The following is a 15,152-nucleotide window of genomic DNA, read 5'->3' as shown; positions in this document are numbered from 1 at the left end:
GAACGTCCATTGCAGGCGAACCTTTGGCGACTTTCCTGGAGATGTCCGACATATCGAAGCGCTTCGGCGGCGTGCACGCGCTCCGCGGCGTCGATTTCACTCTGGAAGTCGGCGAGGTGCATTGCCTGGTCGGTGAAAACGGCTCCGGAAAATCCACACTGATCAAGATCATTTCGGGCGTCGAGGCAGCGGAGCCTGGCGGCCGTATCGCAATTTCCGGCAAGGAATATCCCAAACTAAACCCGGTCTACTCCACGCATTGCGGCATTCAGGTCATCTACCAGGATCTTTCGCTATTCCCCAACCTCACCGTCGCCGAGAATATCGCGATGGCGCACCATCTTGGCGGCCTCCATTCGGTGAACTGGGCCTCAATGCGCGCCACCGCGAGGACCACAATGGCAAGGATCGGCGTCGAGTTCGACCCGGACGCGAAAGTCTCAGAGCTCAGCATTGCCGGACGCCAGCTGATCGCGATCTGCCGCGCCTTGGCTGCGGATGCCAAACTCCTGATTATGGATGAGCCGACGGCATCGTTGACCCGCCACGAGGTGAACGCCCTGATCGCGCTCGTAAGGGAGCTGAAGCGTGCTGGCATCTGCGTCGTTTTCGTCAGTCACCGCCTCGACGAGGTGCTTGAAATCGCCGAACGCGTAACTGTGCTGCGGGATGGCGCCAAAGTCGGTACTTTTGCTGCAGACACAATCGACGGGGGGAAACTCAGCCATCTGATGACCGGTAAGTCCTTCGAGTATCAGGTGCAGGCGCCTGAGCTTGCCGCTGGCCCGGTCGTGCTGGAAGTGAAGGGCCTTGGCCGCCAGGGTGAGTATGAGGATGTAAGCTTGCAGTTGCGCGCAGGGGAAGTGGTGGGTCTCACCGGTCTGCTCGGCTCGGGTCGAACCGAACTCGCGCTATCGCTGTTCGGCATGAAGCCGCCCGACCGCGGCACCATCTTGCTTGACGGGCAGCCGATCGCGCTCCGGACAAATGCAGAGGCGATCGACCGAGGGATTGCCTATGTATCCGAGGATCGGCTTACGCTTGGTCTCATCCTGAATCAGTCCGTCACGGCGAACGTCACGCTCACGGTGCTGGAACGTCTGGCTGGCGCATTCGGCCTGATTGCCGCAGGCGCGCGACAGAGCCATGTGGCTCGGTGGGTCGCCGAACTCGGGATTAAGGTCTCCAACCCGGCCAACGCGGTGAAGACCCTCTCCGGGGGCAATCAGCAGCGGGTCGTGCTCGCCAAATGGATGGCGACCAGCCCGCGGGTGCTTATCCTCGATAGTCCTACGGTGGGCGTCGACATCAGCGCCAAGGACGGAATCTATGAAATCATCCGGCGGCTGGCCCGCGACGGCGTTGCGGTGCTGATGATATCAGACGAAATCCCGGAGGTCCTTTATCATAGTCATCGCGTGCTAGTGATGCGGGAAGGACGTTTGACAACCGATGTGGCTGCCGCAGCCACTTCCGAAGATGAGCTTCGGCAGGCCGTCAATGCCTGAATCGCGCATTGCATCATTTGGGAGGTTTCGTCGCAGCCATGAGTTCTGGCTGCTGATGGTAATCCTCGGGCTCTGCGCCAGCTTGGGCTTCGCGAATGCCCAATTCCTGACCGTGCAGAATCTGTTTGATCTGCTGACCTCCTACGCCTTCGTCGGCATCCTGGCGCTCGGATTATTGGTCGTGCTGATCGCCGGGGGTATCGACATCTCGTTCACCGCCACCGCGTCGGTGGCGCAATATGTCACACTCTCGCTTGCCAATGCTTACGGCGCGAACTGGATCAGCGTCTTTGCGATCGCGATTGGGATTGGCGGTGCGCTGGGTGCCCTCAACGCGATCTTCATCCAGAAACTTCGAATACCATCGATCATCGTTTCGGTCGCAACTCTGAACATTTTCTATGGACTTCTGATCTTCTTCACCGGCGGCAAATACATCTATTCGTTGCCCGACTGGTTTGCGACCGGAATATTCTGGTTCGAATTCGAATGGGGCAAGGATAGCTCGTACGGCATCAACCTGCAGATCCTTGCGCTCGCGCTGGCGTTTCTCGTCACCTGGCTCCTGCTTAATCGAACTAATATCGGCCGGCAAATCTATGCCATGGGAGGCAATGCCGACGCTGCACAGCGGCTCGGCTTCCACATTTTCGGTCTCAACATACTGGTCTATTGCTACATGGGTGTCATGGCCGGAATCGCCTCCCTGATCCAGGCACAACTCGCGCAATCCGTTGCCCCGACAGTGCTGGTAGGCAAGGAACTCGATGTGGTCGCCGCCGTCGTGCTGGGCGGCGCCAGCTTGATGGGCGGCGTCGGCACAGTCCTCGGCACGTTTTTGGGCCTGACACTGCTCGCGGTGCTCCAAAACGGAATCATTTTGTTGGGCGTTTCGTCCTACTGGTCGCCGTTCTTCGTCGGTTTGGTTATTCTCATTTCGGTCTCAGCGACCGCCTGGTCGCAGCGAGAGCGGCGAACCCGGAGCGCGCGCCGATGAGCAATGCGCCCGCCCTCTCGCTTCGCCGGCGTATGGTCGGCCTCGCCGGCAGCGGCACGGTCACCACCCTCACCCTGCTGTTGTTCGCGCTCTGGGTGGCGTTCGCGATCACGATCGGCGACCGGTTCTTCTCGGTCAACACGCTGCAATCCATGGCTTTCCAGATGCCCGAACTCGGCATCCTCTCACTTGCGATGATGCTGGCCTTGCTATCCGGCGGACTCAACCTTTCCATCATCGCGACCGCCAATCTGTCCGGACTGACCATCGCCTTCCTGCTGACGCACTACATCCCGGGGAGTCAGGGCCTCGCCTGGGTCGGCATTCAGGTGCTGGCGATCGCTGCAGGATTCGCAGTGGCCGCATTGGTCGGCCTCCTCAACGGTTTTGTCATCGCCTATCTCGGCGTTTCGCCGATCCTGGCCACGCTCGGCACGATGACGCTCTGCAAGGGCATCGCGATCGGCCTGTCGCGCGGTAACGTCATCTCCGGATTTCCGGAGCCCATTGTATTTATCGGCAATGGAACGGTTTTCGGGGTACCCTTTGCTTTGATCGTACTTGTGTTCTGCGCCTTGCCCGTCGCGCTCATGCTGAACGCGACGCCGTTCGGGGCAAAGGTTTACATGATCGGCTCGAACGAGAAGGCGACCCGCTACTCCGGCGTCGATACACGCGCCGTCCTCCTCAAACTCTATGTGTTTTCCAGCTTGCTCGCGGGCGTGGCAGCGGTGGTCATGTTGGCACGTTTCAATTCGGCCAACGCAGCATACGGCGAGAGCTATCTGTTGGTCACCATTCTCGCGGCCGTCCTCGGCGGCATCGATCCGTTTGGTGGCTTCGGCAAAGTCGGCGGGCTATTGCTTGCGCTGATCATCCTTCAGGTGATCTCATCGGCATTCAACCTTCTGAACCTCAGCCAATTCCTCACGCTGGCGATCTGGGGTGGAATCTTGATTGCCGTCGCGGCGGTTCCTCATTTCGCCGGCAAAGCGCCGCGGTAGCCAGCGATGATGCGCTCGATCGCCTCGCCCCGTATCGCAGTTCTCGACATTGGCAAGACCAATCTCAAACTGCTAGTGGCGAGCGAGGACGGCTGGCCGCTCGAAACACATGCGCTTCCAAATGTGCCGATGACTCAGGGCTCGTACCTCGCCTATGACCTTGCCGGGTTAGAAGAGTGGTTTCTCGATACCCTTGCCGTCGTGTCTCAACGCCATGCCATTGGAGCCGTGATCGTGGCTGCGCATGGATGCGGTGCGGTTCTCGTCGACGGTGATACGCCAGTGCTGCCGATGATGGACTATGATGCCGTCTCTCCACCGGCAATCGATGAAGCATATGCGCGAATCGCGCCCGGTTGCGATGAAGTGTTTTGCGGAATCGGAGGGGCGATGCGGCTAGGAAAACAGCTGCTGTGGCAGGAAAGCGCGTATCCCCTCGAATTCGCCCGCGCAAAAACCTATCTGACCACCGCGCAGTTTTTTGCCTTGCGGCTTGGCGGACGTGCGGCCAGTGAAATCTCACAGCTCGCGGCTCAGAGCCATATCTGGGACCTCATCCACCAGCAGCCTTCTTCTCTTATGCGCAAGCGCGGCTGGACACATCTGCTGCCCGAATGCGTACCCGCCGGCGAGGTGCTAGGGACAGTTTCGGAATCCGTAGCCAGGCGCTCCGGCCTGGCGCAATCGACCGAGATCCTCTGTGGCGTCCATGATTCCAACGCCAACCTGTTCCGCTACAAGGCCGCCGGCATGGCCGATGCCACGATCCTATCGACCGGTACCTGGATGATCGGCTTTCAGCGCGGCCTCCCCCTGGACAAACTCGATTGCACGCGCGCGATGGTTCTCAATATCGATGTCGATGGCGAGAATGCACCTTCGACATTGATCGCGACCGGCCGCGAATACGACCTGATCCGCGGGAACAATTGTGCTTCCGATGCAGCCGTCCTTGCCGCATTGCCCACCCTGCTGTCGAGGGGAACCCTGGCGCTCCCCTCATTCGTCGGCGATGATGGACTGTTTCCGGGCGCGGCTCGCCGCGGACGGGTCATCGGACCGCCCCCCGAAACGCCTGCCGAATGGCAGGCATTAGCGGTGCTCTACGCAGCATTCAGCGCAAACCGCTGTCTTGATGCGCTCGAGAGCTCACAACGCATAGTCATCGATGGTGGCTTTGCCGCAAACCTGCCCTTCGCCCGTTGCCTTGCGACTTTGCGATCCTCGCAGAGCGTCTGGGTGAGTCGGTCTCCGGACGGAACGGCGCTTGGCGCTGCGCTGCTGTGGCGGCGGTTCTCGCGTACGCTGCCGGTTTCGAGCGTGATCCTTGAAGCCGTCACATCACTCAGCAACGATGGGTTCGAACCGCGCGACCTTTCCGCCGCCTACCAGTCCTGGATCGCTTTCTCGGAGCCGTCTTCATGACAGACCATAATCATGCCGATCTCCGCCAAGGCATTGTCGATACCTGCAGGGAGATGAATCGAAACGGCCTCAATCAGGGCACATCCGGCAATCTTTCGCACCGGATTCCAAACGGCATGCTGATCACGCCTACCAGTCTGCCCTATGATCGGATGCGGCCAGACGACATTGTCGCGATGGATTTTGCCGCGAACTACCAGGGCAACCATCGGCCTTCATCCGAATGGCGCTTTCATCGCGATATTCTGCGAGCACGCGAAGACGTCAACGTCGTGCTGCATACGCATTCCACCTTCAGCACGATTCTCGCCGTTCATGAGCGTGGCATTCCCTGCTTCCACTATATGGTTGCAGTTGCGGGTGGCAACGATGTGCGCTGTACGCCATATGCTTGTTTCGGCACTCAGGCACTATCGGACTACGCCCTCAAGGCCCTCGAAGATCGCAACGCTTGCCTCCTTGGCCATCATGGCTTGATCGTGACGGCCCAAACGTTCGAAAAGGCGCTTTGGCTCGCCGTGGAGGTGGAGACGCTGGCGAAGATGTATGTCCATGCGTTGGCTATCGGCGAGCCGCCGCGCCTCAGCGACGCTGAAATGGCGCAGGTACATGAGCAGATGAAACGCATGGGATACGGCCAGGCGCCTGACCTTGACGATGTCGGCGATGTTCCGCGCGCCCTCCCTGAGTCGAAACGGACGGCACATTGATGGTGGATTTTCGCGGACAGCTGCCACCAAGTTCGCTCAGCACCGGCCACGCAGAACGAAGGCCGAGGCCGGATGTACGGGTTTGACCGTCACAGCCCTTGGGCAGAAGACGTGCGCGAACAATCAGGCTTGCCCGCTTCACCGCTCAAGAGATCAACGACTTAGCTTGTCGATCGGCTCCGCGCAATTGCGGCAGGATACGCCGCCCTCACCGGGAGAAGAACCTCGTCATCGACGCAGACCTGATCCCGGGCGCCGATGGCGCGTCGCCTTTTTCGCGCGTGCGAGGCAGACAAACAATCACCTGCATGGAGCGAAACTATCAAAGTTTAATGCGTTCTGTCGTTCTCATCGATCAAATTGGGGACGGGTTCTGAGTTATTAGGCGACCAATGCAGGCAGGATTTGCGTTCTCCAAGCTCGCCGACCGGTTGGCGAGCCTCACTCCCGTAACGGCTGACGATCTCCACCTGCTCGCGGACATGGCAAGCACAATCGCGCATCTCAGTTCGCGTCAGGCCGTTTTGCGGCATGGCGATGATACCACCCAGTGCTGCCTGCTGCTTCAGGGATATCTGTCCTGGCAGGATGCAGAGAGTGCGGACGGGCAGATCACGTCAATCCATGTTCCCGGTGACATCGCCGATCTACACACGCTTTATCGTCCTCGCGTTGACGGCAACCTGATCGCACTCGGCCCGGCCATCGTCGCTCTCGTGCCACACCGCTTCTTTCACGATTTGTCCGCGCGTTCGCCCGCGATGTCTCGCGCATTGCTGCTGATGCTGCTCACCAGCCACGCCATTCAGCGCAACTGGACGGTGAACCTGGGCAGCCGTGATGCATTGACGCGAGTGGCGCATCTGCTGTGCGAGATCACCACCCGCCTGCAAAGCGTCGGCCTGGCGAGAGATCTCAGGCTGCCGTCACCCTTTACCCAATCGGACCTTGCGGCAGCGTGCAGCATTTCCCCAGTGCATGCGAACCGCACAATTCAGGAACTGCGACGATGCAACCTCCTGCAATGGCAGGGTAAGACGGTAACGATCACGGACTGGCCGGGACTCGTGCGGCTCGCAAGATTCGATCCGACTTACCTGGGCATTCAGTCCAGCCGCGACGATGCGTCGTCCTCGCGTCTCAGGCCACTTACGGCGGACCTTGCGCTCGCTTGAGCCCGTTTCGGACGACACCTTGACGGATCGCGGAGCGTGCAATCAGGGCCTGCCGCGCTTCTCCAATGACATCATCCCAATTATCTGGCGTCCTCTGATGAAACAGCCGCAGGCTCGGATACCAAAGGGAGTGGGACTCGGATGACGGCCAGCGCCAGTCGCAATCCGCATGCAACAAGACCCACGCATCACAGCCGAGTGCTCCCGCGAGATGGGCCACCATGGTATCGACGCAAATGAGCAGATCGAGCCGCTGGAGGAGATGACCGAGAACCGTAATGTCAGGCGTGCTGACGTCCCTCGCGCCGATCTCGGCCAGTTCGCGCGCTCGGGCCCCGCGTTGCAGCGAGCAGAGCGTCACGCCGGGAACGTCAAGTTGCCCCAACAGGGACGGCGGGATGGTCCTTCGTTTGTCCCAGTTGCCGACTTCCCAAACCAGACCGACGGCAAGCCTTCGCAGTCCAAGACCTGGACCTTCAAGACCTGGAACTTCAAGACCTGGAACTTCAAGACCTGGAATTTCGAGACCTCGAAGTTCAAGACCTCGCACTTGCGCAAGTGCTGGCGCGACCGCCGGCGGCAGCGATACGTAAGGTGCCCGCATCTCGACGTGCTCCCGCCCCGCCCTTATGGCATGCGGCACCTCCATGATTTCGACATCGACTTCGAAGTCGACCTCAGGCGTACCATCATGGAGCGCAAAGGCCCGATCGACGCCAGCCGTTCGCTCGACCAGCGGCAGAAGCTCGCCCTGGCACCAGACCGTGACCCGGCGCGCGACGTCACGAAGCGGCCGCATGAAGCGCAGGAACTGGATGGTGTCGCCGAGCCCGTGGTAGCAGCGGACCAGCGCATCCTTGCCCGTCAGCTCCTCGCCGCGCCAGATACGCTGCAGGTGCCGAGGCCCGGTGTGCTTGGGTGGATACGCAAGCATCGCCAGATCGCGGTCGCTGATCGCCCAGGCGCGTTCGAAGTCGCCTGCCCGCATCGCTTCCGTCCAACTAACCGACACTCGCGGTGATCCGATCAACGCCGCACGAATTTGTGAAAACGGCTCATCTTGCCGTCCTTGGTGCGGTCCTGGTGAAGGAACGCGATGCCGGTCTCGTCGAACTTCGCGAAGAATTCGTCCCAGCTGATCCGGTCGAGACCTTCGTCGGGCGGATCGAAATCGATGCGCAGGATACCGGCGTGTCCGTCCTCCTCGGTAGCCTTGACCGTCGCGGGCTTTCCGCCGCGTTCCTCCGCCCATTTCCGGATCACGTCATGGCTGGTGGTCTGCTGGGCTTCGCTGGTTTGTGATTTGGTTGACATGTCACACCTCGACTGCTGACAAAGAGCGAGCGACGAATAGGTCGTCGCGTCAGACTGTTCGCCGTGAACGCCGGACGGAAGGATTTGTTCTTTCGTGGTGTCGGGCTCTCTCAGAGCATCATCTTCTTCATCTTCATCATGGAAGCTTTTAGTTCCCGCCAAACTGCTCGGGATTCTATCCCAGGTTAAGGGCGCGAAATTTTTTTGGCCGGAATCTGACGTAGTGCCGTGAGTTCAGGAACGAACATACGTTCCTCACGTTCGCCGACGTACTTACGTCAACACTGCAAGTCTTCAACACTGCAAGTCTTCAACACTGCAAGTCTTTAACACAGTACGTCTTCAACACTGCATGCCTTAACGCTGCACGTCTTCCGGAGGGCCTAGATCCATGCATTCTCGTCTTCAGGACAGGCGGCGCGTGCGCGTCGGCATCGTCGGTGTCGGCAATTGTGCGAGCTCCTTCGTTCAGGGGCTCTCCTATTACCGGGACGCCAAATCGAATGAGCCGGTGCCTGGGCTGATGAACGCCGATCTCGGCGGCTACCACATCAGCGACATTCAGGTCGCGTCGGCCTTCGACGTCCATGCCGGCAAGGTCGGACGCGACGTGGCCGAGGCAATCTTCGCAGCGCCGAATAACACGCACCGCTTCTCCGACGTCGCGCCCACCGGCGTCATGGTCCAACGTGGCCCTGTCATGGACGGCGTCGGCCAATATCTCAAGGACGACGTTCCGATTGCGGATGTTGCGGAAGCCGACGTCTCCGAGGTGCTCGCGACGTCGCGCACGGACGTGCTTGTGTCCTATCTTCCGGTCGGTTCGCAGCGCGCGAGCGAATTTTACGCCGCGCGCGCGATCGAGGCCGGCTGCGGCTACGTCAATTGCATCCCGGTCTTCATTGCCTCGAATCCCGACTGGCGGCGGCGATTCGAGGATGCAGGCCTGCCGATCGTCGGCGACGACATCAAGAGCCAGGTCGGCGCCACCATTCTGCACCGTGTGCTCGCCAATCTCTTCCGCGAACGCGGCGTGCGGTTGGACAGAACCTACCAGCTCAACGTCGGCGGCAACACCGACTTCAAGAACATGCTCGAGCGCGAGCGGCTGACGTCCAAGAAGATCTCCAAAACCCAGGCCGTGACCAGCCAGTTCGATGTGCCCATGGATGCCGATAATGTCCATGTCGGCCCGAGCGACCATGTGCCGTGGCTGACCGACCGCAAGCTGGCTTTTATCCGCCTGGAAGGCACGACGTTCGGCGGCGTTCCCTTGAGCGCGGAGGTCAAGCTCGAGGTCTGGGACTCCCCGAACTCGGCGGGTGTCGTCATCGACGCGGTCCGCTGCGCCAAGCTCGCCATGGACCGCGGGCAGTCCGGCGCGCTGACGGGGCCGTCGAGCTATTTCATGAAGTCGCCGCCTCAGCAGTTCACGGACGAGGAGGCCGGACGGCGAACGCGCGCCTTCATCGACGACAAGGCGTACGCCTGATGGCGGAGATCATTCATCTGATCCGCCATGGGCATCATGCCCTGCTCGGCCGCACGCTCTGTGGCCGGATGAAGGGCGTAGAGCTCGATGATCTCGGCTGCGAGGAAATCGCGCGATGCGCCGATACCTTCACGCCGCTGCCGAGCATGGTCCAGTCGAGCCCGCAGCGGCGCTGCATGCAGTCGGCCTGCATCCTGGCGACGCGCTTCGGCTTGCCAGTCGAGATCGTGCCGGCACTCGACGAGCTCGACTACGGCGAATGGACCGGACTGTCATTCGAGGCGCTCGCCGGAGACCCCCGATGGTCGCGCTGGAACGAACAACGCGGAACGAACCGCCCGCCAGGCGGCGAAAGCATGCGGTCGCTCCAGAAGCGCGTCGTCGCCCATCTGGAACAAGTGCGCAATGATCATGGTAGCGGCACCGTCGTCGTCGCCGTCAGCCATGCCGAACCGATCCGCGCAGCGCTGCTGCATTATTCCCGGAAAGAGCTCGACGACTTCCTCTCGATCGAGATCGACCCCGGCAGCGTCAGCACCCTCAGCGTGGACAATCGCGGACTCAAGATCACCAGGATCAATCAGCGGGTGCCAGCGTGAAGATCGTCATTTTCGGCCTGACAATTTCCTCGTCCTGGGGCAACGGTCACGCCACCTTGTGGCGAGGGCTTTGCAAGCATCTCGCGCGCGCCAACCACAGCGTCGTCTTTTTCGAGCGCGACGTGCCGTACTACGCCGGCGCGCGGGATTTGCACGAACTGCCCGGTGGGCAATTGCGACTGTTTTCGAACTGGGACGATGTGCTTCCTTTGGCGCGCAGCGACATTCGTGATGCCGATGTCGCGATCGTGACCTCCTATTGTCCCGACGCGATCGCCGCGACGGAGCTCGTCCTGTCCGAGGGTCGTGCGGTGCCCGTGTTCTACGACCTCGACACGCCGGTCACGCTGGCGAAGCTGATGGCTGGCGAGACCGTTCCCTACATCGGGCCGCGGGGCCTGCGGGATTTCGCCCTGGTCCTGAGCTTCACCGGCGGTTCCCGCATCTGCAACGAATTTCGCGACAGGCTCGGCGCCGGCAATGTCCGTCCGCTCTACGGCCATGTCGATACGGACATTCATCGGCCGGTGCCGTCGCAGCCGCATTACCGTGCGGATCTGTCTTATCTCGGCACATATTCGCAGGATCGCCAGCGCGCGCTCGAGGCCCTCTTCGTCGAACCCGCACGTAGCAGGCAGGATCGGCGCTTCCTGATCGGGGGTGCACAATACCCGGAAGATTTTCCCTGGTCGCCAAACATTTACTTCGTGCAGCACTTGCCGCCGTCTGAGCACGCGTCGTTCTTTGCGTCGTCCCGGCTGACACTCAACGTCACGCGCCGGGCCATGGCGGAGATGGGCTGGTGCCCCTCCGGCCGCCTGTTCGAAGCCGCTGCCTGCAAGACCCCGCTGCTCAGCGACGACTGGCCGGGACTCGATGAATTCTTTGTACCCGGGCAGGAGATCCTGATCGCACGCGATGCGAAGGACACGCTCGCCGCGTTGACGATGACCGACGCCGAGCTTCAGCACATCGCCGGGCGCGCATATGAACGGACCATGGATCAGCACACATCCGACAAGCGCGCAGCCGAACTGATTTGGCTGTTCGAGCAGACGGCATCCCTTGGCGCGCGCCGACAGCAACCCGAGGAGGCCTGATCATGTGGGGCATCGTTCCGGCCGCGGGCCGCGGCAGCCGCATCCAGCCGCTTGCCTTCTCCAAGGAGTTGCTTCCGGTCGGAAGCCAACGGGACGACGGCATCGACCGTCCGTGCGCGGTCTCCGAATATCTGCTGGAGCGGCTGATCCTTGGGGGGGCCGACAAGATCTGCTTCGTGATCTCCCCCGGAAAATCGGACATCCTCGAATATTTCGGCGATCATTACGGCAGCGCCCAACTCGCCTATGTCGTGCAGCCCGATGCGTCGGGGCTGTGCGATGCTGTGTTCAGGGCCGGCACGGTGGTTGGCCACGACGAAGACATCCTGGTCGGACTTCCGGACACGGTCTGGTTCCCAAGGGCGGCCCTGCAGGCGTTGCCGGCCGCTGACCTGTCGTTTCTGCTGTTTCCGGTTGAGCACCCCGAGTTCTTCGATGCCGTCGTGCTCGACGGCGATCGCGTCACGGAGATCCAGGTCAAGCAGCCGGATGCGGCGTCGAAATGGATATGGGGCGCCTTCAAGATGTCCGGCAACGGATTTCGCGAACTCCAGTCGTTGTGGACAAAGCGCGAGCGCCGGGATGAATATTTCGGGACGCTCGTCAATGCCTACATCGCGGCCGGCGGCCAGGGTCTCGGCGTCAAGGCTGGCGAATCCTATGTCGATGTCGGCACCATCGACGGCTACCGAACGGCAATGGCGTTGCTCGCGGAAAGCTCTCCCGGGAACGGACGCTCTCGACTACTGGCCGGCGGTTCGCCGGAGGCAGCCCGCCCGGCCCAGGTAATGAACAATGGAGTGACCGCATGAGCAGTGGCGCCCTCTCCCGCGAGGAAATCCGCCAGCGCGTCGATGCGCTCGGGCCATGGTTTCACAATCTGGACCTCAACGGCGTGCCGACAGCGCCTTCACACTTTCTCGGCGACTATCCCAACGTGAAATGGCGCCGCTTTTCCGGGATCATTCCGGACCGCCTCGAAGGCAAGACCGTGCTCGATATCGGCTGCAATGCCGGTTTCTACGCCATGGAGATGAAGCGGCGCGGCGCCGAGCGCGTCCTCGGCCTGGACACCGACGACGAATATCTTGCGCAAGCCCGCTTCGCGGCCGAGGTGAACGGGCTCAGGATCGAATTCCGCAAGATGTCAGCCTACGATGTCGGACAGCTGCGCGAAAAATTCGATCTCGTGATCTTCATGGGCGTCCTCTACCACCTGCGGCACCCCCTGCTGGCACTCGACCTGATCCACGAGCACGTGGCCGGCGATCTCCTGCTGTTCCAGTCGATGCAGCGCGGCGACAGCCGCGTGGATTCCCTCGACAAGAACTACGACTTCTGGACCACCGATCAGTTCGATTCCCCGGGCTATCCAAAGCTGCACTTCATCGAGAACAAATATGCCGACGACCCCACCAATTGGTGGGTGCCGAACCGCGCCTGCGCCGAAGCCATGCTGCGCAGCGCCGGCTTTGCGATCGCGGCGCATCCGGAAGAGGAAGTCTATCTCTGCAAGCGGGTGACAAGGCCGCAGGCGGAAGGTCCGGTTTATCCGTCGCGGGAGACCGGCCGATGATCGAAGCCGCCAAGATCTGGAACGAGCCCAACAACAAATCGCACTGGGACATCCTGATCGATCCGGATTGGACCATGTTCGCCAGCCTGGCGCTGGCTGCCGGAAAGGCGATCCGCAGCGCGCATCCCACACTCCCGCGTGTGCTTGGCGGCATGTCGCCGATCGATCCGTCCTTCATGCGCAACATGCAGGCGCGCGGCGTGCTCGATCATGTCGATGCCGTGGCCGTGCACGGCTTTCCGCTGGACTGGAACCTGTGGCAGATCGCGGAATGGCCCGCCAAGATCGAGGAGATCAAGGCGGTCACCTCGCTACCGGTCTGGGTGACGGAGGTGGGAGTCTCGTCCTTCGGTGCCGAGGAGGTGCAGGCCTGGGGACTGACGCGGACCGCTGAGCTATTGACTGGCCGGGCGCCGCGGATTCACTGGTACAGCCTGTACGATCTGCCTTCGAGCTGGGAGGCGACCACGCGGCACAAGGAAGCTGAAGGCTCCTCCTACTACCGGCATTTCCACATGGGACTGCTGCGCGAGGACGGCACGCCGAAAGCTGCCGCGGACTTGTTCGGCCAATATGCACCTGCGATGGGCCTCTGCCAGTGGTTTCACTTCGAGGACCACCGCCTCGATGACGCCGTGCGCTGGATGCGCCGACTCGGCGTGCAGCATCTCAGGACCGGCCTGTCCTGGGCTGACAGCTTCCGTCCCAATGCGCTCGCCTGGTTCGATCGGCAGATGGACGCGCTGGCCGAGTTTCAGGTCACGGTGACCTTCTGCTTCACCCCGGAACATCGGGGTATCGAGCCTCATCACACCAGCCCGCCGCTCGACGTCAACGAGTTCGCGGATTTCTGCGCACAGATGGTCGAACGCTATTGCGCGAAAACCGGGCTCGCGCCGTCCGCAGCGTCTTCGCGCGCGGCCATCTCGGAGCCGACATGCGTGCCCTGATCCTGGTGATGGACTCCGTCGGCATCGGCGCCGCGCCCGATGCCATCAATTACGGCGACGAGGGTGCTGATACCGTCGGCCACATTGCTGACATGTGCATGGCCGGCAATGCCGACGGACCACGCCGGGAGGGGCCGCTTCGGCTTCCCAATCTGGTCGCGCTCGGCCTTGGCCAGGCTTGCCGTCTCGCCACCGGGCGCGTACCGCCGGGGCTCGATGGCCGTCCTGAGCATGCGCGATTTGGCTGCGCGAGCGAGATCTCCAAAGGCAAGGACACGCCATCCGGCCATTGGGAGATCGCCGGCGTGCCGGTGCCGTTCGACTGGGGCTATTTTCCAAGAACCAAGCCGTGCTTCCCGCGCGACCTGATGGAGCGCCTGTGCAAACAGGCCCGATTGCCCGGCATCCTCGGGAACTGTCACGCGTCCGGCACCGAGATCATCGCCGAATTCGGCGAGCGTCACATCAGAACGGGCGAACCGATCTGCTATACGTCGGCCGACAGCGTGTTTCAGGTCGCAGCGCACGAGGAGACGTTCGGACTCGAACGCCTCTATGAGGTCTGCCGCATTGCGCGCCGACTGGTCGATCCCCTCAACATCGGGCGCGTCATCGCACGTCCCTTCATCGGCACGTCGGCAGGCGACTTCAAGCGAACATCGCACAGGAAGGACTTTTCCGTTCCGCCGCCGGAGCGGACGATCCTCGATCTAGCCGAAAGCGCAGGCCGTGACATCGTCACGATCGGCAAGATCGACGACATCTTCGCCCATCGCGGCACCGGGAGGAACCTGCGCAGCGACGGCAACCAAGCGCTGTTCGATGCCACGCTCGATGGGCTGGCTTCTCTTGCAGAGGGCGGGATGTTGTTCGCAAATTTTATCGATTTCGACACGCTGTATGGCCATCGCCGAGATGTCGGGGGCTATGCAGCGGCACTCGAAACCTTCGATGCACGCGTTCCGGACCTGCTGAACCGCCTGCGCGACGATGATCTCCTGATCATCACGGCCGATCATGGTTGCGACCCAACCTGGAGCGGCACCGATCATACGCGGGAACAAGTGCCGGTCTTGGCGTGGAACGCACGATCAACTTCTCCGATCGGCCAGCGCGACGGATTTGCGGACATCGGCGCGACGGTCGCGAGCCATCTCGAACTGCAGGCGCCGGGTCACGGCGTGCATTTCTAGTCCGCTGCACCGGACAGATTCACCTGGGTTATTGATCCAGGTTAGAGAAATATTCGTTTGTAGGTTTCGCAGGAACGAACATTCCTTGCATCGCTTCTAATTCCAAATG

15 protein-coding genes are annotated in these 15,152 nt (G+C 61.5%); 14 read left to right on the top strand and 1 reads right to left on the bottom strand.

What is annotated here, in order from left to right; genetic code table 11:
• The first annotated feature begins 23 nt into the window (after nucleotides 1-23).
• The 7 genes from ABIB90_RS12910 (at nucleotide 24) to ABIB90_RS12880 (ending at nucleotide 7,840) form a co-directional block, all read left to right on the top strand.
• Nucleotides 24-1,508, top strand: coding sequence for a sugar ABC transporter ATP-binding protein (locus ABIB90_RS12910; protein ID WP_354200788.1), 1,485 nt, complete (start codon nucleotides 24-26; stop codon nucleotides 1,506-1,508).
• Nucleotides 1,501-2,505 carry an ABC transporter permease gene (locus tag ABIB90_RS12905; RefSeq protein ID WP_007596125.1) on the top strand — a complete coding sequence of 335 codons (1,005 nt, stop codon included), beginning with the start codon at nucleotides 1,501-1,503 and terminating at the stop codon, nucleotides 2,503-2,505. The genes ABIB90_RS12910 and ABIB90_RS12905 overlap by 8 nt, the downstream gene beginning before the upstream one ends.
• The gene (locus tag ABIB90_RS12900) at nucleotides 2,502-3,509 is read left to right on the top strand and encodes an ABC transporter permease (protein WP_007596126.1); all 1,008 of its coding nucleotides are present in this window, start codon (nucleotides 2,502-2,504) and stop codon (nucleotides 3,507-3,509) included. Before ABIB90_RS12905 ends, ABIB90_RS12900 begins: the two co-directional genes overlap by 4 nt.
• Nucleotides 3,510-3,515: 6 nt before the next feature.
• On the top strand, nucleotides 3,516-4,934 hold the full coding sequence (locus ABIB90_RS12895) for an FGGY-family carbohydrate kinase (RefSeq protein WP_354200787.1): 1,419 nt from the start codon (nucleotides 3,516-3,518) through the stop codon (nucleotides 4,932-4,934).
• Nucleotides 4,931-5,644 carry a class II aldolase/adducin family protein gene (locus ABIB90_RS12890; RefSeq protein ID WP_354160288.1) on the top strand — a complete coding sequence of 238 codons (714 nt, stop codon included), beginning with the start codon at nucleotides 4,931-4,933 and terminating at the stop codon, nucleotides 5,642-5,644. Before ABIB90_RS12895 ends, ABIB90_RS12890 begins: the two co-directional genes overlap by 4 nt.
• A gap of 392 nt (nucleotides 5,645-6,036) precedes the next feature.
• A complete protein-coding gene (locus ABIB90_RS12885) occupies nucleotides 6,037-6,819 on the top strand; it encodes a Crp/Fnr family transcriptional regulator (RefSeq protein WP_354160286.1) in 783 nt (260 codons plus the stop codon).
• 169 nt (nucleotides 6,820-6,988) lie between these two features.
• The gene (locus ABIB90_RS12880; protein WP_354200785.1) at nucleotides 6,989-7,840 is read left to right on the top strand and encodes a hypothetical protein; all 852 of its coding nucleotides are present in this window, start codon (nucleotides 6,989-6,991) and stop codon (nucleotides 7,838-7,840) included.
• A gap of 5 nt (nucleotides 7,841-7,845) precedes the next feature.
• Here the strand turns inward: ABIB90_RS12880 and ABIB90_RS12875 are convergent, their stop codons facing one another.
• A complete protein-coding gene (locus tag ABIB90_RS12875; protein WP_007596131.1) occupies nucleotides 7,846-8,133 on the bottom strand; it encodes a hypothetical protein in 288 nt (95 codons plus the stop codon).
• A 391-nt stretch (nucleotides 8,134-8,524) separates the two neighbouring features.
• Here ABIB90_RS12875 and ABIB90_RS12870 point away from each other — a divergent pair, with 391 nt between their 5' ends.
• From ABIB90_RS12870 to ABIB90_RS12840, 7 genes are read left to right on the top strand one after another with little or no spacing between them, the layout of a single operon-like run.
• On the top strand, nucleotides 8,525-9,625 hold the full coding sequence (locus tag ABIB90_RS12870; RefSeq protein WP_354200784.1) for an inositol-3-phosphate synthase: 1,101 nt from the start codon (nucleotides 8,525-8,527) through the stop codon (nucleotides 9,623-9,625).
• Nucleotides 9,625-10,224, top strand: coding sequence for a histidine phosphatase family protein (locus ABIB90_RS12865; protein ID WP_354200783.1), 600 nt, complete (start codon nucleotides 9,625-9,627; stop codon nucleotides 10,222-10,224). The genes ABIB90_RS12870 and ABIB90_RS12865 overlap by 1 nt, the downstream gene beginning before the upstream one ends.
• Nucleotides 10,221-11,324 (top strand): CgeB family protein, encoded by a 1,104-nt coding sequence (locus tag ABIB90_RS12860; protein ID WP_354200782.1) that lies wholly within the window; start codon nucleotides 10,221-10,223, stop codon nucleotides 11,322-11,324. Before ABIB90_RS12865 ends, ABIB90_RS12860 begins: the two co-directional genes overlap by 4 nt.
• Nucleotides 11,325-11,326: 2 nt before the next feature.
• Complete coding sequence (locus ABIB90_RS12855; protein WP_354200781.1) at nucleotides 11,327-12,136, top strand: nucleotidyltransferase family protein; 810 nt, start codon at nucleotides 11,327-11,329, stop codon at nucleotides 12,134-12,136.
• Nucleotides 12,133-12,900: a TIGR04290 family methyltransferase gene (locus tag ABIB90_RS12850; RefSeq protein WP_007596136.1), complete on the top strand. Its 768-nt coding sequence runs from the start codon at nucleotides 12,133-12,135 to the stop codon at nucleotides 12,898-12,900. Before ABIB90_RS12855 ends, ABIB90_RS12850 begins: the two co-directional genes overlap by 4 nt.
• The gene (locus ABIB90_RS12845; protein WP_007596137.1) at nucleotides 12,897-13,850 is read left to right on the top strand and encodes a glycoside hydrolase 5 family protein; all 954 of its coding nucleotides are present in this window, start codon (nucleotides 12,897-12,899) and stop codon (nucleotides 13,848-13,850) included. Before ABIB90_RS12850 ends, ABIB90_RS12845 begins: the two co-directional genes overlap by 4 nt.
• Nucleotides 13,838-15,043: a phosphopentomutase gene (locus tag ABIB90_RS12840; protein ID WP_354200779.1), complete on the top strand. Its 1,206-nt coding sequence runs from the start codon at nucleotides 13,838-13,840 to the stop codon at nucleotides 15,041-15,043. Before ABIB90_RS12845 ends, ABIB90_RS12840 begins: the two co-directional genes overlap by 13 nt.
• The last annotated feature ends 109 nt before the right edge of the window (nucleotides 15,044-15,152 follow it).

Origin of the sequence: Bradyrhizobium sp. JR4.1, assembly GCF_040548605.1 — a bacterium.
Lineage (GTDB): Bacteria > Pseudomonadota > Alphaproteobacteria > Rhizobiales > Xanthobacteraceae > Bradyrhizobium > Bradyrhizobium canariense.
The sequence above is the reverse complement of the archived record's forward strand: the minus strand, read 5'-3'. Positions and strand labels throughout refer to the sequence as shown.